This is a genomic window from Halorubrum sp. Atlit-26R, assembly GCF_003666015.1.
Taxonomy (GTDB): Archaea; Halobacteriota; Halobacteria; order Halobacteriales; family Haloferacaceae; genus Halorubrum.
Genome location: NZ_QPLT01000004.1, coordinates 73805 through 94165, shown reverse-complemented (window position 1 = coordinate 94165; position 20361 = coordinate 73805). Strand labels below are relative to the sequence as shown.

At 61.6% G+C, this 20361-nt stretch carries 21 protein-coding genes and 1 tRNA gene; 11 read left to right on the top strand and 11 right to left on the bottom strand.

The genetic code is table 11. The features are described 5' to 3' along the window. Window positions 1-132: 132 nt before the first annotated feature. Window positions 133-600: a GNAT family N-acetyltransferase gene (locus tag DVK07_RS06240; RefSeq protein WP_017342746.1), complete on the top strand. Its 468-nt coding sequence runs from the start codon at window positions 133-135 to the stop codon at window positions 598-600. Between the two features lie 79 nt (window positions 601-679). Here DVK07_RS06240 and DVK07_RS06235 read toward each other — a convergent pair whose 3' ends face one another. Further along, window positions 680-1867, bottom strand: a complete 1188-nt coding sequence (locus DVK07_RS06235; RefSeq protein WP_121596255.1) for a redox-regulated ATPase YchF — start codon at window positions 1865-1867, stop codon at window positions 680-682. Between the two features lie 538 nt (window positions 1868-2405). Then, window positions 2406-3515 (bottom strand): GTP-binding protein, encoded by a 1110-nt coding sequence (locus DVK07_RS06230; protein ID WP_121596254.1) that lies wholly within the window; start codon window positions 3513-3515, stop codon window positions 2406-2408. 205 nt (window positions 3516-3720) lie between these two features. On the opposite strand from DVK07_RS06230, the gene DVK07_RS06225 reads away from it, so the two are divergent. The 3 genes from DVK07_RS06225 to DVK07_RS06215 all read left to right on the top strand — a co-directional run bounded on the left by DVK07_RS06225 (window position 3721) and on the right by DVK07_RS06215 (window position 5677). Next, the gene (locus tag DVK07_RS06225) at window positions 3721-3921 is read left to right on the top strand and encodes a hypothetical protein (RefSeq protein WP_121596253.1); all 201 of its coding nucleotides are present in this window, start codon (window positions 3721-3723) and stop codon (window positions 3919-3921) included. Window positions 3922-4081: 160 nt separating this feature from the next. Beyond that, window positions 4082-5104 (top strand): NADP-dependent oxidoreductase, encoded by a 1023-nt coding sequence (locus DVK07_RS06220; protein WP_121596252.1) that lies wholly within the window; start codon window positions 4082-4084, stop codon window positions 5102-5104. 90 nt (window positions 5105-5194) lie between these two features. Further along, on the top strand, window positions 5195-5677 hold the full coding sequence (locus tag DVK07_RS06215; RefSeq protein WP_121596251.1) for a hydrolase: 483 nt from the start codon (window positions 5195-5197) through the stop codon (window positions 5675-5677). Between the two features lie 9 nt (window positions 5678-5686). On the opposite strand, the gene DVK07_RS06210 is transcribed toward DVK07_RS06215, so the two are convergent. The 4 genes from DVK07_RS06210 to nth form a co-directional block, all read right to left on the bottom strand. Beyond that, window positions 5687-6973, bottom strand: coding sequence for a sulfatase-like hydrolase/transferase (locus DVK07_RS06210; RefSeq protein WP_121596250.1), 1287 nt, complete (start codon window positions 6971-6973; stop codon window positions 5687-5689). 236 nt (window positions 6974-7209) lie between these two features. Further along, window positions 7210-7294, bottom strand: a tRNA-Leu gene (locus tag DVK07_RS06205). A gap of 69 nt (window positions 7295-7363) precedes the next feature. After that, window positions 7364-7936 (bottom strand): phosphatase PAP2 family protein, encoded by a 573-nt coding sequence (locus DVK07_RS06200; RefSeq protein ID WP_121596249.1) that lies wholly within the window; start codon window positions 7934-7936, stop codon window positions 7364-7366. Window positions 7937-7978: 42 nt separating this feature from the next. Further along, window positions 7979-8680 carry an endonuclease III gene (gene nth, locus DVK07_RS06195; protein WP_121596248.1) on the bottom strand — a complete coding sequence of 234 codons (702 nt, stop codon included), beginning with the start codon at window positions 8678-8680 and terminating at the stop codon, window positions 7979-7981. 124 nt (window positions 8681-8804) lie between these two features. On the opposite strand from nth, the gene DVK07_RS06190 reads away from it, so the two are divergent. The 3 genes from DVK07_RS06190 to DVK07_RS06180 all read left to right on the top strand — a co-directional run bounded on the left by DVK07_RS06190 (window position 8805) and on the right by DVK07_RS06180 (window position 9875). Beyond that, the gene (locus DVK07_RS06190; RefSeq protein ID WP_121596247.1) at window positions 8805-9113 is read left to right on the top strand and encodes a transcription initiation factor IIB family protein; all 309 of its coding nucleotides are present in this window, start codon (window positions 8805-8807) and stop codon (window positions 9111-9113) included. A 143-nt stretch (window positions 9114-9256) separates the two neighbouring features. Continuing rightward, the gene (locus DVK07_RS06185; RefSeq protein ID WP_121596246.1) at window positions 9257-9673 is read left to right on the top strand and encodes a DUF2178 domain-containing protein; all 417 of its coding nucleotides are present in this window, start codon (window positions 9257-9259) and stop codon (window positions 9671-9673) included. Between the two features lie 7 nt (window positions 9674-9680). Further along, entirely contained in the window at window positions 9681-9875 is a 195-nt protein-coding gene (locus DVK07_RS06180) for a helix-turn-helix transcriptional regulator (protein ID WP_008365549.1), read from the top strand. Here the strand turns inward: DVK07_RS06180 and DVK07_RS06175 are convergent, their stop codons facing one another. The 3 genes from DVK07_RS06175 to DVK07_RS22055 form a co-directional block, all read right to left on the bottom strand. Then, window positions 9876-10514: a fibrillarin-like rRNA/tRNA 2'-O-methyltransferase gene (locus tag DVK07_RS06175; protein ID WP_121596245.1), complete on the bottom strand. Its 639-nt coding sequence runs from the start codon at window positions 10512-10514 to the stop codon at window positions 9876-9878. Next, window positions 10507-11406, bottom strand: coding sequence for an NOP5/NOP56 family protein (locus DVK07_RS06170; protein ID WP_121596244.1), 900 nt, complete (start codon window positions 11404-11406; stop codon window positions 10507-10509). Before DVK07_RS06170 ends, DVK07_RS06175 begins: the two co-directional genes overlap by 8 nt. Window positions 11407-11713: 307 nt before the next feature. Beyond that, on the bottom strand, window positions 11714-13087 hold the full coding sequence (locus DVK07_RS22055; RefSeq protein WP_147441084.1) for a hypothetical protein: 1374 nt from the start codon (window positions 13085-13087) through the stop codon (window positions 11714-11716). Window positions 13088-13475: 388 nt separating this feature from the next. Between DVK07_RS22055 and DVK07_RS06165 the strand changes: the two genes are divergently transcribed. From DVK07_RS06165 to DVK07_RS06150, 4 genes are all read left to right on the top strand, one after another. Beyond that, complete coding sequence (locus DVK07_RS06165) at window positions 13476-15647, top strand: AAA family ATPase (RefSeq protein WP_233565386.1); 2172 nt, start codon at window positions 13476-13478, stop codon at window positions 15645-15647. A 2-nt stretch (window positions 15648-15649) separates the two neighbouring features. Continuing rightward, on the top strand, window positions 15650-17032 hold the full coding sequence (locus tag DVK07_RS06160) for a hypothetical protein (RefSeq protein WP_121596242.1): 1383 nt from the start codon (window positions 15650-15652) through the stop codon (window positions 17030-17032). Between the two features lie 173 nt (window positions 17033-17205). Continuing rightward, entirely contained in the window at window positions 17206-17964 is a 759-nt protein-coding gene (locus tag DVK07_RS06155; RefSeq protein ID WP_233565385.1) for a GIY-YIG nuclease family protein, read from the top strand. 175 nt (window positions 17965-18139) lie between these two features. Further along, window positions 18140-18607 carry a hypothetical protein gene (locus tag DVK07_RS06150; protein WP_121596241.1) on the top strand — a complete coding sequence of 156 codons (468 nt, stop codon included), beginning with the start codon at window positions 18140-18142 and terminating at the stop codon, window positions 18605-18607. 201 nt (window positions 18608-18808) lie between these two features. On the opposite strand, the gene DVK07_RS06145 is transcribed toward DVK07_RS06150, so the two are convergent. Both DVK07_RS06145 and DVK07_RS06140 read right to left on the bottom strand, forming a co-directional pair. Continuing rightward, the gene (locus DVK07_RS06145; RefSeq protein WP_121596240.1) at window positions 18809-19900 is read right to left on the bottom strand and encodes a site-specific integrase; all 1092 of its coding nucleotides are present in this window, start codon (window positions 19898-19900) and stop codon (window positions 18809-18811) included. A 4-nt stretch (window positions 19901-19904) separates the two neighbouring features. Next, the gene (locus DVK07_RS06140) at window positions 19905-20360 is read right to left on the bottom strand and encodes a hypothetical protein (RefSeq protein WP_147441083.1); all 456 of its coding nucleotides are present in this window, start codon (window positions 20358-20360) and stop codon (window positions 19905-19907) included. Window position 20361 lies beyond the last annotated feature (1 nt).

Here is a 20361-nt window from a genome sequence, read left to right as displayed (position 1 = left end):
CGGACCGTCTCGGGCGACCCGCATGTGCCTGTCGGTCGCACGGCGCGCGCTCGGCCCGCCTCGGCGCCCCGGACGCGACGGCGACCCACGCCAGACGAACGCTGAAGGGGCCGTCCGCCCTCGTGGACCGACATGGAACTCGTGGAAGCCGGCGAGGATGACCTCGACGCCCTCGTCGAACGGTGGTACGACCTCGCGACGGCGATGGAGCCGTACTCGGCGCTGAACGAAATCGTCTACTCGGACGCGACGGAGGTCCCGGACGACGGCTTCCGCGCGCACCTCGACGACGACGCGACGACCGATTACCTCGTCGTCGTCGACGGCGAGACGGTCGGGTTCGTCACCCTGGAAACGGGTGACCGACCCTCCCGAGAGCGCGGCCGGTACCTCGACGTCGTGAACCTCGAAATCGACCCGGAACACCGGAACGAAGGGTACGGCACGGCGGTCGTCGACCGGGTGACGGAGATGGCTCGCGAGGCCGACCGCGACTACGTCACCGTCTCCTGCGAGTGGGGCAACGACGGCGCGCGGCGGTTCTACCGGGACGCGGGGTTCGAGCCCAAACAGGTGACGTACGCGCGCTCGCTGGAGTGAGCGGCGGCGGGGCTCGGAGCGGGACGCGGCGGAGCCCGGCAGGACCCGGCAGGACCGAGAGGGCGTCGATCCGCCCCGATCAGGGGCCCGCGGTCGAGACGATCTTCACTACGTCGCCCTCGGTGAGTTCGTGGTCCTCGCCGATCCGTCGCGAGGCGCGCGCGTCGACCGCGTGGAGGTACCCCTCGCCGATGTCGGAGTGGACCGCGTACGCGAGGTCCCGCGGGGTCGAGCCCGCGGGCAGGAGGAACGCGTCCGGGAGGACGTTCCCGGTCCCGTCGGTCCACTTGCCGGCGTCCTGGACCGGGTAGGCCGTGATCCGGTCGAGCAGGTCGTAGACGGCCGCGTTCAGCGCGGTCTGAACGCCCGTCCCCTCGTGGGCCGCCATCGACTCGCGGAGCGCGTCGAGACCGGCGCGCTGGCTCTCGGAGACGTCGCCGACGACCTCGAACGACTCGTCGCCCGGGTCGTAGTCGACGACGCCTGCCTCCGCGGCGCGGCGCAGGGCGAGCTCGCCGTCCGCGGTCGCGGGGATCACGGGCTTGTCGGTCCCCTCGCGGATGCGGTCGACCGCGCCGTCGGGCGCCGCGTCGACCTTGTTCGCGACGACGACGATGGGCTTGGTGCGGCGGCGGACCGCCCGCGCGAGCGCCTCGCGGTCGTCGTCGGTCCACGCCTTCGGATCGTCGGGGTACTCCAGCCCGCGGAGGACCGCGGTCACGTCGCGCTCGGTCGCGCCGAACCCCGTGAGCATGTCCGACAGCGCGGCTTCGAGGTCGAAGTCCGGCGAGCGCGACTGGCGCTCGACGCCCTCCCAGTTGCGGTCGACGATGCCGGCGAGCCACAGGTCCATCTCCTCCTCGACGAAGTCCACGTCGTCGAGGGGGTCGTGGCTCCCGACCTCGACGGGCTCGCCCTCGGCGTTCGTCGCCCCCGAAGCGTCGACGACGTTCAACACCACGTCCGCGTTCGTCAGCTCGTCGAGGAACTGGTTGCCGAGCCCCTTCCCCTCGTGGGCGCCGGGGACCAGTCCGGCCACGTCGAGCAGTTCGACCGGGACGTAGCGCTTCCCGTCGCGGCAGTTCTCCGCCCCGCAGCGCTCCTCGCGGTCGAGGCAGGGGCATTCGGTGCGGACGTAGGTCACGCCTCGGTTCGGGTCGACCGTCGTGAACGGGTAGTTGGCGACGTCGACGTCGGCCATCGTGGCGGCGGTGTAGAAGGTGGACTTGCCGGCGTTCGGCTTGCCCGCGAGCGCGACCGTGAGCATACCCGACGGTCGCGGCCCCGCGAAAAGCGCCTTTCGGTCGGGCGCGGGGACGTGGTATTGGTATAAATGGAGTCCGAGGATTCGGTGGCGCGCGCCTCCGAGCGCCCGGAGGGCGCGAGGAGCGCGTGCGAGGGAGCGGTGAGCGAGGGGCGACCGGAGGGAGCCCCGAGCGAGCCGCGAGGCTGGGGAGGCCTGAGGTGCGGGGCGGAGCGGTGCGGGGCGGGACTCAAAGGGGCAGCCGTGAGGACGAAGACGCGCGACGTTAAGGACCGCAGGCGCGAACGAAGTGAGCGCCGAGGACCGCAACGAGCGCATCGAGTCCTCACGGCTGGGGCTTTGGCGGTGGTCGCCGCCGATCCACTGTCAGGTATTTATAAGAGAACGGCTGGCCAGAACGCGGTAATCGGCCCAGTAATACTTGCTTAGAGCCGAGCTGCTGGGGCTTTGTAGGTGGCCACCACCGATCGACTGGGAGCTACTTATAAGCGAACGGAGGGAGCGCCTGAGGCGATAGGGCTGCCAACGTCTATTTAAAAGTCTACTTCCGAGCGACGATCCGCAACACGTCCTCGTCGGCCAGCTCGTGGCTCTTCCCGACCTGCTGGTCGTCGTGTTTCGCGCTGTCGCCCGACACCCGCGCGAATTTAAATCGCTCGTCGAACTCGCCGCCGAGCTTCGAACAGGCGTCGCCGACGGTGTCGCCCTCGAACAGGATGAGGGGCTCCTCGTAGTCCACCCCCCGACCGGGCTTGTCCATATAAATGCGAATCACGCCCAGCTCCTCCCAGAGCCGCTCTTTGAGCCCGTCGAGGCCGAGCCCCTCCTCGGCGGAGATGAAGATCACGTCGTCGGGGTCCAGATCGCGCTCGCGAAGCTCCTCCTTCACGGTCGGGAGGTAGCTCTTGTCGATGAGGTCCGCCTTGTTGACCGAGACCATCGAGGGGAGGTACTCGCGGTTGTCCATCACGGCGTCGACGAGCTCGTCGATGGTGAGGTCGTGGGGGATGGTTACCTTCGCGTTGACGTAGCCGTACTCGCGGAGGACCTGCTTGACCGTCTCCTCGTCGAGGCTCACGTCGTCGCTCATCGTCACGCCGAGCCCGTCCTTGTGCGTCTTCCGGATGTTGATGTTCGGGGGCTCGGTGTCGAGGCGGATGTTCGTCGCGTACAGCTCCTCGCGAAGGCGGTCGTACTGCTCGATCTCGAAGACGGAGAGCATGAACACGACCAGGTCCGCGGTCCGGACGACCGAGAGGACCTCCTTCCCGCCGCCGCGACCGCCCGCGGCCCCCTCGATCAGCCCCGGCACGTCGAGGATCTGAATGTTCGCGCCGCGGTACTGCAGCATGCCCGGGTTGACGTCGAGGGTGGTGAACTCGTAGGAGCCCACCTCGCTGTCGGCGTTGGTGAGGGCGTTGATGAGGGTGGACTTGCCGACGCTCGGGAACCCGACCAACGCGACCGTGGCGTCGCCGTGCTTCTCGACCGCGTAGCCGTGGCCGCCGCCGGCGGAGGACTGGTTCTCCAGCTTCTCCTTCTTCTCCGCGAGCTTCGCCTTCAGGCGCCCGATGTGAGCCTCCGTTGACTTGTTGTAGGGCGTCTCGGCGATCTCCTCGCGGAGGTCCTCGATCTCCTCCTCCAGTCCCATTACCCGTCTCTCGGCCGGTCGGCTCGTTAAAGGTGTTCCTTCGAACCGCCCGCCCGGCGGCGCGGACCGAACCGCACGCTCGGCGGCGCGGACAGAACCGCCCGACCGCGCTCCGCGAACCGACGGATCGTCGCCGTAGGAGTGGTTGGAACGCCGATACTTCGACACGGTTATATCGGCGCCGAATAATTCTCGCTCACGCCGAATGCCAGACCCGTCGAGCCTCCGTGACAGCACGCAGATCGTCCTCCCGCGCCGCGCGCTCGACGGACACCGAGAGTGCCTCGAAGCCCGGTTCACCGTCACCGTCGTCGAGACGGCCGAACAGTACCGGATCATCGGCAGTCCGGTCGAGATCAAAGCCGCGAGCGACTACCTCACCCGCAACGGCGTCGCCGTCGCGTGAGGCGCTCCGTCGGCGGGCGGCCCGGCGGTCGCGTGTCGGTCCCGCCGCGCGACGGAGAGCCCTCGCGGGGCCGCCGTCGTCGCGCGGGCCCCGACTTCCGGATCCCCACGGCGCCTGCCCGCGTCAAAACCCTATTGCGTTCCATCCGCCAACGACGACCGTGACGAACACCAACCGCGAGTGGCTTCTCGCCGAGCGGCCGACCGGCGAGCCCGACTTGGACAGCTTCGAACTGCGCGAGACGGACGTCCCCGCCCCCGCACCGGGTGAACTCCTCGTCCGCACCCGGTTCCTCTCGGTCGACCCGTACATGCGCGGCCGGATGCGCGACGCCGAGTCGTACGCGGAACCGTGGGACGTGGGTGACGCGCTCAGGGGCGGCGTCGTCGGCGAGGTGGTCGAAAGCGAGAGCGACGCGTACGACGCGGGCGACCTCGTGACCGGCGAGGGGACGTGGGCCGACTACGCGACCCTCGACGCCGACGACGTCGCGCCGGTCGACCCGAGCGTCGCGGATCCCGAGGCGTACCTCGGCGTCCTCGGGATGCCGGGGCGGACCGCCTACTTCGGGCTCCTCGACGTCGGCGAGCCGAAGCCCGGCGACACGGTCGTCGTCTCCGGCGCGGCGGGCGCGGTCGGCTCGGTCGTCGGTCAGATCGCGAAGCGGAACGGCTGCCGCGTGGTCGGCTTCGCGGGCAGCGACGAGAAGACCGACTGGCTCACCGACGACCTCGGCTTCGACGCCGCGATCAACTACAAGACCACGGACGACTACCGCGCCGCGCTCGACGAGGCGGCGCCCGACGGCGTCGACGTGTACTTCGACAACGTCGGCGGCCCCATCACGGACGCCGTGTTCACGCGGCTGAACCTCGACGCGCGCGTCGCCGTCTGCGGCCAGATCGCCCACTACAACGACGAGGAGGTCCCGACCGGCCCGCGCAAGCTCCCGCAGCTGATCCCGGTGCGAGCGAAGGTCCAGGGCCTGCTCGTCGGCGACTTCGCCACCCGGTTCGGCGAGGCGAGCGAGCGCTTAGGGCAGTGGGTCGCGAGCGGCGACCTGAAACACCGCGAGACGGTCGTGGAGGGCTTGGAGAACGCCCCCGACGCCTTCCTCGGACTGTTCTCCGGCGACAACATCGGCAAGCAGGTGGTGCGGGTGTCGGCGGCGGACGCGGAGTAGCGGCTCCGATTCGGTGTCCCCCCTCCGCGGCGGTAAGACGCGCGCCGATCGGAGCGCAACGCAGAAATCCCGATAGCGCGTAGCACGCCCATGCTGTTCGCGACCCACCTCCTCATCGGCGCGCTCGTCGCGCGGAACCGCTTCCCGGTGGCGTGGGTCGTCGCGGGCGCGGCGCTCCCGGACGTCGTCGACAAGCCGCTGGCGATGGCCGGGCTCGTGCCCACCTATCACTCCGTCGTCCACTCCGCGCTGTTCGCGGGCGTCCTCGGCGCCGGGTGGCTGGCGGCCCGTCGGTACGAGGCGGCGGCGGTTCTCGCCGCCCTTCCGGCGGTCGGCGTCGGCTGGGCGACGCACCTCGTCGCGGACGCCGCCCACATCACCATCAACGGCCGACCGGAGAACACGGTGTTCCTCCTCTGGCCGGTCGTTCGGAGCTGGAACTCCATCGGGGCCGGTCCCGGGTCGTTCGCGCTCCAGTACCTCTGGACGCCGTCGTTCTACGTCGAGGTCGCGATCTGGCTGTTCGCCGGCGCGCTCCTGTTGCGCGACGGCCCGCCTGAGGTCGGCGCGTGACGCGTCCCCCTACTCGACGTATCCGAGCGCCCGCAGGTGCGACTCGTCGACGCCCGACAGGTACTGCTCGTCGCCGACGAGACCGCCCGCCTCGGCCGCCCGTTCGAGCAGCCCCTCGGGGACGCTCGTCGCCGTCGCGCCGTCGCCGTACGGCTCCCGGACGACGGTCTCCGCGGCCGGGTCGCCGACCTCGTAGCGGGCGTGGACCGCGTCGGTGCCGTCCGCCGTCCGCCGCCCGAACAGCTTCTCCCCGTCCGCCCGGCGGACCCCGCGGACGACCCCCGCGGCCGTGAGCGTCCCCGCGACCGTCTCGACGTACTCCCGGCCGAACGCCGTCGGCGGAGCCGCCGCTCCCGGCTCGGGCCGGAGCATGGCGGGTAGGTCGACGAGCGAGACCTGCTCGTCCACGGTCGTCTCCGGCCAGTCGGGCCGCGCGACGACGAGCGGGACGTGGACCAGCGACTCCCACGAGGCCGGCGGCAGGTGGCCGAACACTCCCCGCTCGGGGTCGAGGCACTCCCCGTGGTCGGCCGTCACCGCGAGCACGTCTCGGTCGGGCTCGTACAGCCCCCGTTCCCGGAGTTCGCTCACGAACTCGACGACCGACCCGCCGAGGTGTTCGCAGGCCCGCCGGTACAGCCGCGCGACCGTCTCGGCCTCGGCCCGGTCCACGTCCGCGGCGTCTCCTATCGTGAGACTCCGACTCATCGCGGCCGCCCGGTCCGGGTCGAGCGACCCGGCCGCCCCGCCGTCGCTCGGGACGTAGTAGGGACTGTGGGTGTCCATGTAGTGGAGCCAGCAGAACACCGGGTCGGTCTCCCCTGACAGCGCCTCCAGCGCGCGCTCGTGGAGCCGCGCCGCCGGCCGGTAGTAGGGGTCAGCGAGCCCGAGGCGGCGCAAAGTCGGCCAGAGTCGCCGGAAATACGCCTGCTCGACCGGTCGGGTCACCCCGCGCGGAAGCAGGTCGTCCAACAGGTTGCTCAGCCCGCCGGCCTCCCCGACGGACCGCTCGGTCAGCGCGTCGGCGGCGAGGGGGTTGTCGGTAAACAGCTGGGTGCGGTAGCCGTCGGCCGAGAGCGACGACGGGAGCAGCGGGTCGTCGACCGCCCCCTCCTCGTCGATGAACTTCCCGGTCGCGAGCGCCGGGATCGAACTGGCCGTGTGCGAGGCCGGCGCGACCGCGTTCGAGAACCGGGTTCCGCCCGTCCGTTCCGCGACCGCCTCGACGAGTTCGGTCGCGTGATCCGCTCTGAGCGCGTCGGCGGACAGGAGAAAGACGTTCGGAGGGCGTGGCATCTGCCTGCGTTACGCCGTGACTGAGGTTATAATTGTTGTTGCCTCGTTCCCTGGTTCGAATCCTCAGCACGCATTTGCGGCTCAAGAGTTGTTCGCCGCAAAATGCGCGGGACCGGATTCGAACCGAGGCGAGAAATGCTCGCTCACTCCGTTCGCTGCGCCTTTCTCGCTGGGCTCAAATCCGCTCCTGCTCCCTCACTCCAGCCGACTCGCTTCGCTCGTCGGCTTCCGTTCAGTGCGCGGGACCGGATTTGAACCGGCGGACCCCTACGGGATAGCGTCCTAAGCGCTACGCCTTTGGCCTGGCTCGGCAACCCGCGCGCGAGTTACCGTACCCGAGTGGTTCAAAAATAGTTGTCGCTACCGACCCGCGGCCACCCGCTTCTCCGCTCAGATGTCGGTCTCGAACGGCAACAGGTCGAGCACCGCGTCCTCACCGACCCGACCGAGGAGCCGCTCCGCGAACAGCACCGCGGCGACCCCGAGCCCCATCCCGAAGAGGGTGTCAGAGAGATAGTGCGTCCCGAGGTAGATCCGCGAGAAGGAGATCAGCCCGGCGAAGCCCGCGGCGATCGCGAACGGCAGTTCGTCGGAGTTGCGCGCGATCGCCGCGTACGCCGTCACGGCGGCCGCGTGTCCCGAGGGGAACGAGCTCGTCACGCCGGTGTCCCCCTCGGTGATACAGATCGGATTCGGCGGGAACGGGCGTTCGACGAGCGACATCAGCCCCCAGACGACGACGCCGAGCAGCGACAGCGCGACGACGCTTTTGACGAACTCCTCGCGCCAGCCGGCGAGGTAGAACAGCCCGACGAACACGACTCCGGCCGTGACGGAGCCGAGCCCGGTCATCGAGGTCATCATCACGGTCAGAAGCGACGTGCGGATCGCGCTGACGAACTCAACGGCGAGATGGTCGACCGTCTGGACGGCGTTCAGAACCGCTCCGAGAAGCGCGAACATGCGTGACCGATCCTATCGACGCGACGACCATAGAGGCCGCGCTCACCGGCAGAACTCGCAGTCGCAGTACGCGTCGCAAACGGGGTTGTCGCAGTCGGCGCCGCGGGCCGAGCAGCGCTCCCGACCGTGCCGGATCAGGAGGACGTGAAGCGGGTAGATCAGCTCGTCGGGGACCAGCTCGTCTAACACCTCGTGAGCGCGCTCGTTCGACGCCGACTCCGGGACGAGGCCGAACCGCTTCGAGACGCGCTCGACGTGCGTGTCGACCGCCATCGTCGGCTTCCCGAAGTGGAAGTTCAACACGACGCTGGCGGTCTTCGGGCCCACGCCCTTGATCTCGGTGAGCCAGCCTTTCGCCTCGTCGGTCGGCATCGCGTCGAGGAACGCCAGCGAGTACGCGCCGCCCGTCTCCTCGCGGATCGCGGTCAGCGCGCGCTGGATCCGCGCGGCCTTCTGGTCCGGGAGGCCCGCCACGCGGATCGTCTCCTTCAGCTCCTCGTGGTCGGCGGCCTCGATCGCCGCGAAGTCGTCGTAGCGCTCGAACAACGCCTCCGAGGCGCGCCGCGTGTTCTCGTCGGCGACGTTCTGCGAGAGGATCGTCGTCACCAGCTGGCGGACGCCCTCGCCCGGCTCGGCCGTCGGGTCCGCACCGTGTTCCGCCACCCGATCGACCGGCTCGTACAGCTCGACGAGGTCGTCGTGAAGCGCCCCGACCCGCGTCTCGTCCCACTGCTGTGTCGACATACGCGCGCTACGGGAGCGGGCGACTTGAGGGCGGCGACCGCGCGCGGATCCGGGGCTGTGACTGCGGGTGATTCCGCGATGACGGACGGGACCGTTTATATCCCTCCCTCGACTACTCCGGCGCGTGTACCGTGCGAGCGACCGGGTCGACAACGAGGCGTGGATCGAGCTGGTCGAGGAGGCGTGCGTCTCGCTCGACCTCGACGAGGAGACGCGCTCGACCGCGGTCGACCTCTTCCTCTCGCGAGCCCCCGAGGACGACCGCGGGAAGCGCGTCGCGGCCGCGGCCAGCCTCTACGCCGCCGGCCTGATCCGCGGCGAGGAGCGCTCGCAGTCCGCCGTCGCCGACGCGATGGACGTCTCCCGGCTCTCGGTCCAGAAGCGGTGGAAGCCCATCCTCGAAGACGCCGGCTTCTCACCGCCGTCGTGGTGATCCCGGGAAACACGGCGTACGAACGGCTCTCGCGCGATTTTCCGCCAGAATCCTCGCCGGCGATAGTTTTATTAGTAAATGTAAAGTGTCCTTTACTGTAAAGCGGGCTTTACACACAACGCGCGCTCGCTTTACCCTCCACCATGAGCGAACACACGACCTCCGCGACGACTCGGCCCTCCACCCGAAAACGGTACAAGCGAATCGCCTACGGACTGCTCGGCGCCGGCATCCTCGCGCTGTGGGTCGGCATCGCGGTCGACCGCTTCGTCCTCGGCGTCGCCCTGTACTGGACCGGCGGTCTCGGCATGGGACTCGTCCAGCGGTTCAGCCCCGTCGAGCTGTACGACGAGCGCGACACGACCATCGAACGAGAGGCCGGCCACTACACGATGAAGCTGTTCGCGTACGTGTTCATCTTCGGTACCCCCGGCGGACTGGTGCTGGAGGAGAGCGGCCTTGTCACGCTTCCGGGCGAGTTCTACGGCGCGATGTGGACCCTGTTCGCGGTCTTCGTCGCGTACGGCGCGTTCGTGATCTACCACAAGTACCGGCTGTGAACCGCACATGAGGAACGATATCCCCGACAGGCGCGACGAGACCGACGAGAGCCAGGCCGACCTCGCCGCCGCGGTCGAGGTTACCCGCCAGACGATCAATGCGATCGAACGCGAGCGCTACGACCCGTCGCTGGAGCTGGCGTTCGCGCTCGCGGATCACTTCGACTGCCGGATCGAGGACATCTTCGACCCGGACGAGTGATCACTTCGGCGTCGCGACGACGCCGAGGTGGTCCTCGTGGAACCGGTCCAGTCGCCGGGTCTCAAGCACCTCGTACGCGTCTCGGAGCCGGTCGAGCGCGCCCTCGAACATCGCCTCCGGCGCCGCCGTCACGTCCTCGCTGCGCGCCTTGATCGCCAACAGGAGCCGCCCGCCCTCGGCCAAAAACTCCGCGTTGCGCACGGCCACCTCGGCCTGTCCCCGAGTGGCCACGTCCTGAACGACCGCGTCCACGTCGCTCTCGACCACGTGGGCGTACGTCTCCGGTTTCCGCGCGTCCTTGAGCAGCGGGAACAGCCGCTCGCGGGGCGCCGCCGCGTCGAGCAGGTCCCGCGCCGGCCGCGGAGCGAACTCGACCGCGTAGGTAGGACCCGAGAAGTCGGCGACGTGACTGACCGTGGTGCCGCTCGCGGCGCCGAGGTAGAGCACCGTCTCGCCGCCCGACAGGCCCGTCTCGAACCCGAGTTCGAGCATCCCGCCGAGCTTCGACCGCTCGGGGTCCCACGCGCGCCAGCCGTCGGCGGTCGGCTCGCCGTACACCGGCTCGCCGCGGGTCGCCAAGCGCTCCTCGCCGTCGAACTCGCGGCGCTCGACGCCGTCGGGGAGGGCAGAGTCACTCATCGGCGGACCCCCCGTCGGTCGCCGCTCCCTCGCCGTCGCCCGCCCCCTCATCGTCCGCCCGCGCCCGGATCGTCGCCATCCGCTCGCGGAGGTCGTCGTGGAGTCGCGCCCGCCGCTCGCCGGCGTAGTGGTCGGCGCGCGCCGCGAGCGTCAGCTTCCCGGCGAGCGCCCGCGCCGCGGAGCCGCGGTCCTCGGGTCGCGTGCCGCGGACGAACTCGTGGGTGTAGATGATCCCGTGTTTCGGCGAGGGCGCGCGCCCGGAGAGGTGCGCGAACAGCGCGTCCTCGGCGCCGAGCACCTGAACCGTGCCGGACGGCTTCTTCGCGAGCGACTCTAACCCGCCCGCGAGCGCGATCAGGCGCGCGGCGAGCTCGGGCCCGGCCATCTCGGCGAGGTTCGGGGCGACCGCGGGCGCGATCCGGCCGATCGTGTCGGCGAGTTCGGCGCGCTCGTCGTCGAGTTCGGCGGCGCGCTCAGCGAGGGAGACCGCCCGGTGCTCGACCTCGCTCTCCGGCTCGCGCGCCGCGATTGCCCGGGCGCCGTCGACGCCGGAGCCGACGTCGTCGAAGAGGCTCCCAGCCCACTCGACGGCGCGCTCGGCGAGCTCGTTGGCGACGCGCTCGGCGTCGTCCATAGCACGAATACTATGCTTTAATTGTTGATCATCTGCCCTTTCCCGTTCTTTGACGGCTTCTCGGGCAGCGTAATTTGCTGCTTCGTGGAGTTTATCATAGTATTTCTCTTTGTCTTCCACGAATCCAGCCTCAACAGCCTTTTTGGGCCAATCCTTTGGCGATTCTGCGCTTCCTTTCTCGATGGCTTTCCGAGCAGCCTCAAGATTGTCAGGTGGGACCGATTCAAACCAACCTGAATTGGCATCGGTGTTACTCATATACAAAACGCTGGATTCGAATTCGTATATGTATCCCGGTGTTCTTGCCTCTGAAACCGAACTGAAACCTTATCTCAACAAATTATCAGTAGTCAGGGATCGCTCAATACAGCTGGCTTACTTATCACGGTGGAGTTTGGCTTCTCTCATATCTATCAAAAACTGCCTGTGAAATATAGCAGATGGGTTTGGCAGAATGCCTCTTTACATACGATCTGGCTTTGGCTGGATCTGGTATCGAATCAATCGAGGCGGACAAATATAATTGATATTTTTAACCGCTTTGCTGGCCTAGTATATAACATAACTATGCGATGTTCAGTTTCACCTTCTTAAATTCGGTTCCATCGAAAATCATCTGGTAAAAATCGACAGGCGAAGAATCGATTCCTTGATTATTTTCGGAGATAATTCGCATTACCTCAAAACGATCCTCCAGCTTGGTACGTAGGCCAAATACAACTCCTTCAAGCTGAGATATATCATATGTGACCTTCCGGTGGGAGTCCTCTAAGCCCGAGAGGTCGGGTAGTACCATGCGAACTTCCTGTTCATGTTCCCATTGGCCTAGCTTCCTCGTTGACATGCTGTGGAAATGGTCCCAAAGATCTTCTCTCCAAGCATCCTGATCTTCTATAATTTCATCTATGATCTCACTAGTTTTTCCATCTGGAGTGGAATGCCACGCGGACTCAAGCTTTGGGAGTGGGATCGTACTTAAAAAACGGAAAAAGTTCACTTCTGGCGGCGGGGATTCATAGTCAACACAATGTAATGATGCTGTTATGTCCCCAAATATAGGCTCCGTACCGTTCCAACCCGTTCTCCCATTGACCGTTATTTCGCCCCATGATTCGTCAGTTTGGCAGTCTGCGCGGAACATTAATGCGGCCCCTCTATGTTCGTCTGCATACGTGGCCCACATCGGAGGACTTGCGCATTCCTTTGCGAAACACAATGTGTGCCAATTTGTGTGAATTAGCGAAGTAGTTATCTCTCTAATATACCGGCTGGGGAACGACTTGTATAGTAGGTGATGTTTCTTATGGGGAAGTTCAAACTGCTCTGCTTCCGTCTGAACCATCTGCTCTAAGTACATGTGCGATTCGAGGGGGCCGACTAGCGATGCCGCAGGTTCTAACAGTTCTTCATTCCCATTGTCCATAGCGCCAGAAAGAGCCACCAGCAGATCATCAACGGTTTCAAGATCTCCTGAAGTCGTAGCCTCTGGCCACCCGGACACCATTCCCGTGGTCCTCATCTTCTCCAATACAGACTCAAGTGCCGAGTTGTGGATAGTCGACAAAATTTGTTGGAGATTGTTCCTCTTCAGCGGCTTTGGCAGGGAAGCTAGACTTGATGGGATTTTCTCGAATCCTCTCTCCTCAAAAAAAGACTGACAGATGGAATCAAATTGTTGGCGAAGTTTATCCGTGCTAAGATCACTACGGGTGAGTTTAGGGTCTATAGCATATTCCTCAAGAGCTTCGTCATCCTCAGATAACGCACAGACAATGGCTGCCTGATGTAGGTTCAATAAATAATGTCGGAGAAGGTTCTCCCACAGGACCTCATCTCCTTCCCAAAAAACATCTTGATATCCCTCAAGTGGGTCGTTAAAGTATCGTGGTGAGGAAAGAACGAGTTCCTGATTCTCAAGCTCACTGTGTTCGTGGACCAAATTTTCCATTGAACGAAACCGATAGATAATCGTCATATGGACCCATCTTCACACGACGCCTAACGCTTTATGATGAGACGGCCAACAGGGTGAGCCATAGTCCTTATAAAGTGGGCTTCGGTGGGCACGCGTCGTCTCAGTCTCAGGCTGGTATCACTTGAAGCTACGAAACTAATGCGTTTTTCTGGTGTATATCTCATATTAGACACTTGGATTTGTGAAGCGGACGAGTCGAGACATAGTTTGTCGTTGCCAGTATCCTAATTCAAAAACCTCGAGCGCCTCGAAGAGCGCGTTTTGATGAGTAGGTGTCTCCCCACGACAGTGGTCGCTGGCAACTAGCCCTCCGGTATGATTTTATTATCCCACTCTGATGGTAACAGATAGTATGGATGAACTCCCTTCGTCGACTGATTTGGACGGATTGGTCGAACGCTATCTGAAGGAACACGATTGGGAGGAGGACAAGGCTCACGTTCAAAACACCTCGAGAGCTGTCCGTCGTCTTGTTCGCGGTCTCGTTGATACCGGCTCTATTGATGAAGATGACATGCGAACTATCTACAATCTGTGCCAGAATGACGATGCCTTTTCACCGGAAAACAAGCGAGAGAGAATAGAGGACCTCAATATCGATGACGCCGCCAAAGAAGCGATCGAGGATCGAATTGAAGACGGTACTGGAATAGTCGGCAAAGGGAAGTATACTGTTCCTATCCAAGGACATGAAGAGGTTGCTTTCGACTTACTATCGACAGCGATCGAGTCTGACGATCGTAACAAAATCGACGCTGCGATCGAAGACTTTGCTGCTCAGGGAATTGAAGGAATTCAAAATGGAATTCTGTCACCGATTCTCTACTTCCTACATCCGACAAAATACCCAATCAGCAATGACCGCTCGCGTACAGGAATGCAGAATATTTTCGACTACGAGATGTCCGGTCGACTTTCAGGGTATCTAGACGAGGTAGACCGCTTCTACGAAGTGCGCGACATGTATTCGTTCGAACCGAATTTTAGACACCTTGATAGCTTCTTCAATTGGGTCGAGAGTAACGATATAACCAGTACGAACTACTATTGGGTGAGTCAAAACGACCCGGCTGAGAGGAACAAAGGGTACCTTCGCTCCCCTGACACCTACTGGACACGGGATCTAACGAAACTCGAACCGGGAGATGTTCTCTTTCATTACTGGGATAGCGCCGTCCGTGCGCATTCTGTGGTTCAAACAGAGGCGTATGAGGTATCTGGTTCAGAGTTAGAGAATGCGGAGGATGATGAGACGTACTGGCGGGTGGACGTTGACATGGAGGTGTTCGATCTCCCCCGGGATATCGACGTAGTCGCCCCGATTCTACGTCGAGATGAGATTAAACAAGGCAAGGGAAAATACCCGATCAACGCAACCGGAATTCAGTCATCGTATCTCAGTAATCTCACACCTGAGGCCGCAAACTATCTGCTGAATACGTATCCAGATTCACCTGGCGGCAACGATAAACAATCGCGATATTCGGATTACGGAGAAGAACTCTCGGTTCCTGACTCTGATGTAACTGTCAAACAAAGCGGTCTACACTTTCCAAATGAGGAATGGAATCGGATCCGCACCCGGATCAGAGAGGCACTGATCTCGGGAAATCACGTACTCCTATTCGGACCGCCAGGAACCGGGAAGACCAAATTAGCTCGAAAGGTCTGTGAGGAGACAGTCGGTTCTGATCAGTTTGAGCTGGTGACTGCCTCGGCGGACTGGTCGACATTTGATACAGTCGGTGGATATCAAACCACTACTGAGAACAGACTGGAATTTCAGCCAGGGATCGTCTTAGACAGGTTCCAGAAGGATGAACAAGGAACTCCGTCGAACGAGTGGCTGATCATTGATGAACTGAATCGCGCGGACATCGACAAGGCGTTCGGGTCGTTGTTCTCGGCGCTGACAGGCGAGAGTGTGACGTTGCCGTTCGATGGGTCAGACGGGGACCCCATAGAGATCCTAGATTCATCACGGGGAGATGTAGAGGTCGCACCGGACAAGTTTTTCATCCCGGAAGATTGGCGGATGCTCGCGACCATGAACACGCTAGACAAGACGTCCCTATACGAGATGAGTTACGCGTTCATGCGCCGGTGGGCATTTATCCCAGTCGGGGTTCCAGACTTCCCACCCGACGTGGAAGGTGACGGTGAAGAGTTAGCGGACCTCGTCGAGCAGTACGTCACTGTATGGAATCAAGGAAAAGCGCCGGAAAACGACGAATTGTACGAGGCGATTGGTCGGGTCTGGCGGGCAGTGAACAGATCCAGGGCTGTCGGCCCCGCGATCGTTGAAGACGTGTATGACTACGTTAGCGGGACACCGACGGAAAGCGAGCCTGATCTCGTGTCTCCGATCATCATGTACGTGTTTCCCCAACTGGAGGGTTTACGTCACGATGGGCTGGAGCAGGTGCTTCGGGATCTTGACGCAGCCCTCGAGGACAACACGGACGAACTGTGGGCGGTCGCGAGGGACTTCTTCCAAGTGGAGTTACAACGCGAGAGTGGCTGACCGTGGCGAAAGCTAGTACGGAGGAATTGCTCGATGCGGTTGCGGCCGACTTTCATACCTATCTACGGCGCGGTGTACGCTTCGATCAAGTCATCGGTTCAGCGCATGCTGAGCTGAATATTGATGATCTTGAGACACTGTTGCGTATTCATTTTGTGTTAACAGAGACGAGAGAGGACGGAGAAGTCGGTGTTGTGGATTTCGTGCGACAGTTGGAGGACCGGATCCGAAGGATGAAGACCACGACGGCTCCGCAGTCACAGGAATATCGTGGAGAGGTTCGCGGACGCATCGATTGGCAAAAAACTGTGAAATCCCGGGCACGAAAGGGGCGATTGGATGAACCGGTGTTCGTGTGTTCTGAGCCGGAGGAACACTACAACATCGACGAGAATCTGGTTCTCAAACGGCTTCTGACCGTGATTCATGAGATCGTGACCGGGAACCTCGAATACGCATTAGAGAATCCGGAAGGGTACGACTGGTTGTCGGCATGGACGTCATCAATCGAGGATCCTGATCGTAGTGCGGAACCTGCGACGAAGGTCTTAGAGCGTGTCTACGAGCGAAATGTGTATCTCCAGCGGATCGATATTGAAGAGGACGCAGTGACGGAGCGTATGATCGAGTCAGTAAAGCGGTCGCGGTCAGCCTTCTACCGGGAAGCAGCGGAGCTACTGAGTCGGTACCGGCAGTTAATGCGTCACGAACTCGATACGGAAGAAGCACGAGAGATTCTGAACCACACCCTGATCGCCCCGGAGAAGGCAGAGGAACTGTTCGAACTCTATTGGGTTTTCAGCGTGTTGAACGAATTTGATTCCGCTCGGTATCGGGTGTTAGCAGACTGGCGTGATCGTCCGTCGGCAGTTGCGGAGTGGGAGCAGGACGGGTCCAGATACGTACTGTCTCACAATTCGACTGGTGAAGCGCTCACGTTCCGCGAACGAATCGAGGGCGAAACGATCAAACCAGACGGGTATCTGTACCGGCTTAGCAAGGTCCTCGAGGAGTGGAGTTCGCTCTCGGAGGAGTTGTTCGGACGAGAGCAAAGCGACTCGCTTTGGGGTGGTCGTCCGGATATCGTCTTGGAGCGTTTCGAGCAGGACGGGGACCGAGAGTGGATGCTTGACGACGTCCTCATTGGGGAGGTCAAATACACACAAGACGTCCAGTACGCAGCCAGTGGACTACGAGAACTACTGGAATATATGGCGTTCGTCAGGCACGCCGATGAGAACGGAGAATACGTTGAAGAGACGGAACACATCCTCGAATCGGTCGCTGTTCGAGGGCTCTTGTTCACAGACGACCTCGATCACGAGACCGGGGAGACTTCTGACAGTATCCGGCTAGTGGAGTACCCGGATTCTCCCGATCTCTGAGTGTAGAAACCAAAATAATCAAACAGTAGTCGTTTTCAGGAACGACTGAGAAGTAAGAGCATTAAATGGAACGGGTCAACGTCAGCGATTATACCGCACCGGACTGGATGGGTTTCGAGTGGTCACCGTGGCGGAGTCTGAACCCAGCCGACGGCGAACTCTCGGAGATTTCCATGAATCCCGGACTCTACCGCGTTCGACATCCCGACCGCGACGGGCTCTCGTACATCGGACAGACGGGCCGCAGCCTCCGCGGTCGCCTCCGTGCCCTCGCGGGCTGCTACGACGAGGAAATGCCGTACACGGACCCGCACGTCGCGGCGCCGAGCCTCTGGGCGGTGCGACAGGAGTACGGGCCTGATTTTCAGGTGTCGGTCACCGAGCCTATTGACGTTGACCAACGACGGCGACGCCTCGCGATTGAGGAGGCGCTGATCGCGGTGTACCGCCGTGAGTCGGGCGAGAACACGACGGCAAACTTCGGGCGCATCATCGAGGGCTACAAGCGGTCGAGCCGGCGCGAGAACGGGTTCACGGGTGGGAAGCTCGTTGAGGGAGAGACCGAACCGAACACGGAACCCGGCGCTGGGCCACTCCTGTGGACGGACGCCGAGGAGCCGACAAGTCCCTCGTGGATGGGACTCAACTGGACTGAACCGGAGCCACTTGCGAACGCGTACGGACTCCCGACTGAACCGGGCGTGTATCGGATCTGGGACCGGGAGGAGCCAGAGCCGCTAGAGTACATCGGACAGAGTGGGAACCTGAAGAACCGGCTGTATCAGCACCGGCGGAACCGTGACGAGGATCTCGTGTTCAGCTACGCGCTCATCGGCGAGGGCGACGTGAAACACAAACGCGAGCAAATCGAGACTGACCTGATCGGCGCGCACTGGTTGGCGGCTGACTCGGCGCCGCGAGATCAGTTTTGAGAAAGAAATCTACTGTTCTCCTCAGTGAAAGATTGCGAACAAGAACTAGCCCACTCGGCTCTGTTGAAATCCTCCGGAGCTAATATATCTCAGATCTCGTGCTAATATAGGGACTGAACACAGCACTCATTTTTATCCTGGGCCCGTATCCTAACTGATACACTGACTACAGATAATGGAGATTAAAGAAGAAACGAGCCTTGGCGGCGGTGTTCGTGATGAAGAAGTGAAAGGAAGAGTGAGAGGTATACTCCAGAAGGACATTTCGATCAATTTGGACACCTCCGATCGAGGTGATAGATCGCTCTCAAAGCCGATTCAACGCGCGTTCCGTGATAGAGGCCATCCGACTGAGGTTCGTCCAAAGACCCTCCCGAATAAACGGGTCGATGTCTATTTTGATGGTACTCCGATAGAAATTGATATTGGATCCAAGAGAACAGCTGTCCTGACTAATCTCTTAACGCTCCAAGTGGAGTATGAACAGGGGTACATTAACGAGGCAATTCTCATCGTTCCGGAGAACAAGTCAGATTGGGGTGGGAAATCTTGGTTTAAGACGAGAGGATGGGCAAAACAGGAAATCAGTAAATATCGATCTGTGATCGATTTACCGATCTGGCTGATTGGTGTTTCACCGTGATCTGAATGAGACTCGTAATCTGTTTGTTGGAGTTGTAATGGAGGCTCTGCTGTTGTATAGACCGTCTAAAAAATGCGAGAACACCTGATTCTACTGGTCTGCCTCCACATCAGTGGCTGGAAAACGGACGACCGATAAGCGCCCTATATCCAGCATGCCGTTTGTATTAGGTTTAGAGGATTCCAACAGAGGTTAGTTTGTCTATATTCCGAGTTTGTAGATCTGCTCTCGGTAGAGCGGTTCAATGTCTTCATAGTAGCTATGGATATAGTGGTCAATCCCTCCTGCGGGATCGGTAGTTCCACCAGCTGAAGTGTCCCCACGCATATATTTGATCAGCTCCCGATTCAGGTCCTGCTCAACACGCCAGAACGTAGTAAATCGGTGGCGACCGTAATGGGATGTCACAGCTCTGTGCTGCTGTGTTTCCTCATACTCTGGATGGAAGTGACGCTTCCAAGCGAGGTTAATCGCTTCATCGTCGATCTGTGTATGGCTCGTCCGAGATAAGAACAGCCAGGATTCCTCATTATCTGGTCGGATCAGCAGATAGTTCATCCAGAGTCGCCGGAGTTCTTCGTCGACGGGGAGAATACGCGGACGCTTTGACTTGTTCCCCTCGCGATCGTGGGGGATGTAGACAGCGTTTTCAAAGCGAGAGACATGCGGTGAGGTTCCCATCTCCGGGTAATGATCGGCCACCTCTCTGTTGGTGATGTTCAGTTCGCTAATCTTGATATTCGCCATCTCGCTAGCGCGCAGACCCAGTTTGAGCTGCGTTACGATGAACGCGCGGTCTCGAATGTGCTTCACGTCTCGGACTACATCCCGTAAGTCCTCAACCGGAATTCGGGGCGGTTCCTTCACCCGCCGAGTTGAGAGAGACAGTTTCTTTTTCGCGATCATGAACGGGTTGTAGTCCACTGGATGCGGAAACTCGGCCCCGTTCTGCCAGTACTTGTAGATCTTGTTCAGTTCCCAGAGCTTCTTCTTCGCCGTCCGTCGTGTGTTCCCTTTCTCATTCAGTTCCCGACGAACGAATCGCTTCACGTGGTCCTCATGGGGACAGGCAGGGTGGCGACCTTCCCCTCGCATGAACTCGCTCCATTCCTCGATCGTTCGCTCATAGGAGACTATCGTACCCTCTGCGGGATCCTTTGGTCTTAGTACGTCCTCAATGAACAGGCCGAACACGTCGACATCGACGTGATCGAACGTCGAAGCGTGGTCTGCTAATGGGTCTATCTCTCGGTCGAAGGCGTCTGCTAGTGCTTGGCGGTCGTTTTCGGACATGGATTCAACGCTTATCGTTTTGCTCTAACTTTCGATCCCACACCTCACGAGTGAACCCGCCTTCTACGACGGCCATCAACACGGGATGGTACACGTGTGGGTGTTCGGTATGCCACTGGAGCCAGGTGTAGAACCCTTCCAGCGGCTGGAAGTACTCGAAATACACTGTCTGGAGCTTACGAGATTGATTCCGCCTCCCAATATCTCCGTCGCGTAGGCCAGTCAGATATCGCTCGATATGTTCGGGAGCGGCCAACGCGTGATGTCGCCCAGCCTCCCGCATGAAGTTCTGGAGGTACCGACCAGCTTTCTCGTAGCGGTCCCGAGTAGATTTGGCGTTGAATACCGCAGTCTTCTCTTCGAAGTAGTCCGCCCACACATCCCGACCTGTATAGGCAGGTTCGTGGTTTTGGAGACGATATTTCGTCGGGACGCTATCAATATCCTTGTAAACGCCCATA

What these genes read in the sequence shown, in the direction of transcription:
- DVK07_RS06175 (WP_121596245.1), bottom strand. Translation starts at nt 10,514, where the DNA reads ATGAGTGACTCTGCCCTCCCCGACGGCGTCGAGCGCCGCGAGTTCGAC.
- DVK07_RS06185 (WP_121596246.1), top strand. Translation starts at nt 9,257, where the DNA reads ATGAGCGAACACACGACCTCCGCGACGACTCGGCCCTCCACCCGAAAA.
- DVK07_RS06200 (WP_121596249.1), bottom strand. Translation starts at nt 7,936, where the DNA reads ATGTTCGCGCTTCTCGGAGCGGTTCTGAACGCCGTCCAGACGGTCGAC.
- DVK07_RS06165 (WP_233565386.1), top strand. Translation starts at nt 13,476, where the DNA reads ATGGATGAACTCCCTTCGTCGACTGATTTGGACGGATTGGTCGAACGC.
- DVK07_RS06225 (WP_121596253.1), top strand. Translation starts at nt 3,721, where the DNA reads ATGCCAGACCCGTCGAGCCTCCGTGACAGCACGCAGATCGTCCTCCCG.
- DVK07_RS06210 (WP_121596250.1), bottom strand. Translation starts at nt 6,973, where the DNA reads ATGCCACGCCCTCCGAACGTCTTTCTCCTGTCCGCCGACGCGCTCAGA.
- DVK07_RS06215 (WP_121596251.1), top strand. Translation starts at nt 5,195, where the DNA reads ATGCTGTTCGCGACCCACCTCCTCATCGGCGCGCTCGTCGCGCGGAAC.
- DVK07_RS06145 (WP_121596240.1), bottom strand. Translation starts at nt 19,900, where the DNA reads ATGTCCGAAAACGACCGCCAAGCACTAGCAGACGCCTTCGACCGAGAG.
- DVK07_RS06155 (WP_233565385.1), top strand. Translation starts at nt 17,206, where the DNA reads ATGAATCCCGGACTCTACCGCGTTCGACATCCCGACCGCGACGGGCTC.
- nth (WP_121596248.1), bottom strand. Translation starts at nt 8,680, where the DNA reads ATGTCGACACAGCAGTGGGACGAGACGCGGGTCGGGGCGCTTCACGAC.
- DVK07_RS06235 (WP_121596255.1), bottom strand. Translation starts at nt 1,867, where the DNA reads ATGCTCACGGTCGCGCTCGCGGGCAAGCCGAACGCCGGCAAGTCCACC.
- DVK07_RS06140 (WP_147441083.1), bottom strand. Translation starts at nt 20,360, where the DNA reads ATGGGCGTTTACAAGGATATTGATAGCGTCCCGACGAAATATCGTCTC.
- DVK07_RS06230 (WP_121596254.1), bottom strand. Translation starts at nt 3,515, where the DNA reads ATGGGACTGGAGGAGGAGATCGAGGACCTCCGCGAGGAGATCGCCGAG.
- DVK07_RS06150 (WP_121596241.1), top strand. Translation starts at nt 18,140, where the DNA reads ATGGAGATTAAAGAAGAAACGAGCCTTGGCGGCGGTGTTCGTGATGAA.
- DVK07_RS06240 (WP_017342746.1), top strand. Translation starts at nt 133, where the DNA reads ATGGAACTCGTGGAAGCCGGCGAGGATGACCTCGACGCCCTCGTCGAA.
- DVK07_RS06170 (WP_121596244.1), bottom strand. Translation starts at nt 11,406, where the DNA reads ATGAGTAACACCGATGCCAATTCAGGTTGGTTTGAATCGGTCCCACCT.
- DVK07_RS06180 (WP_008365549.1), top strand. Translation starts at nt 9,681, where the DNA reads ATGAGGAACGATATCCCCGACAGGCGCGACGAGACCGACGAGAGCCAG.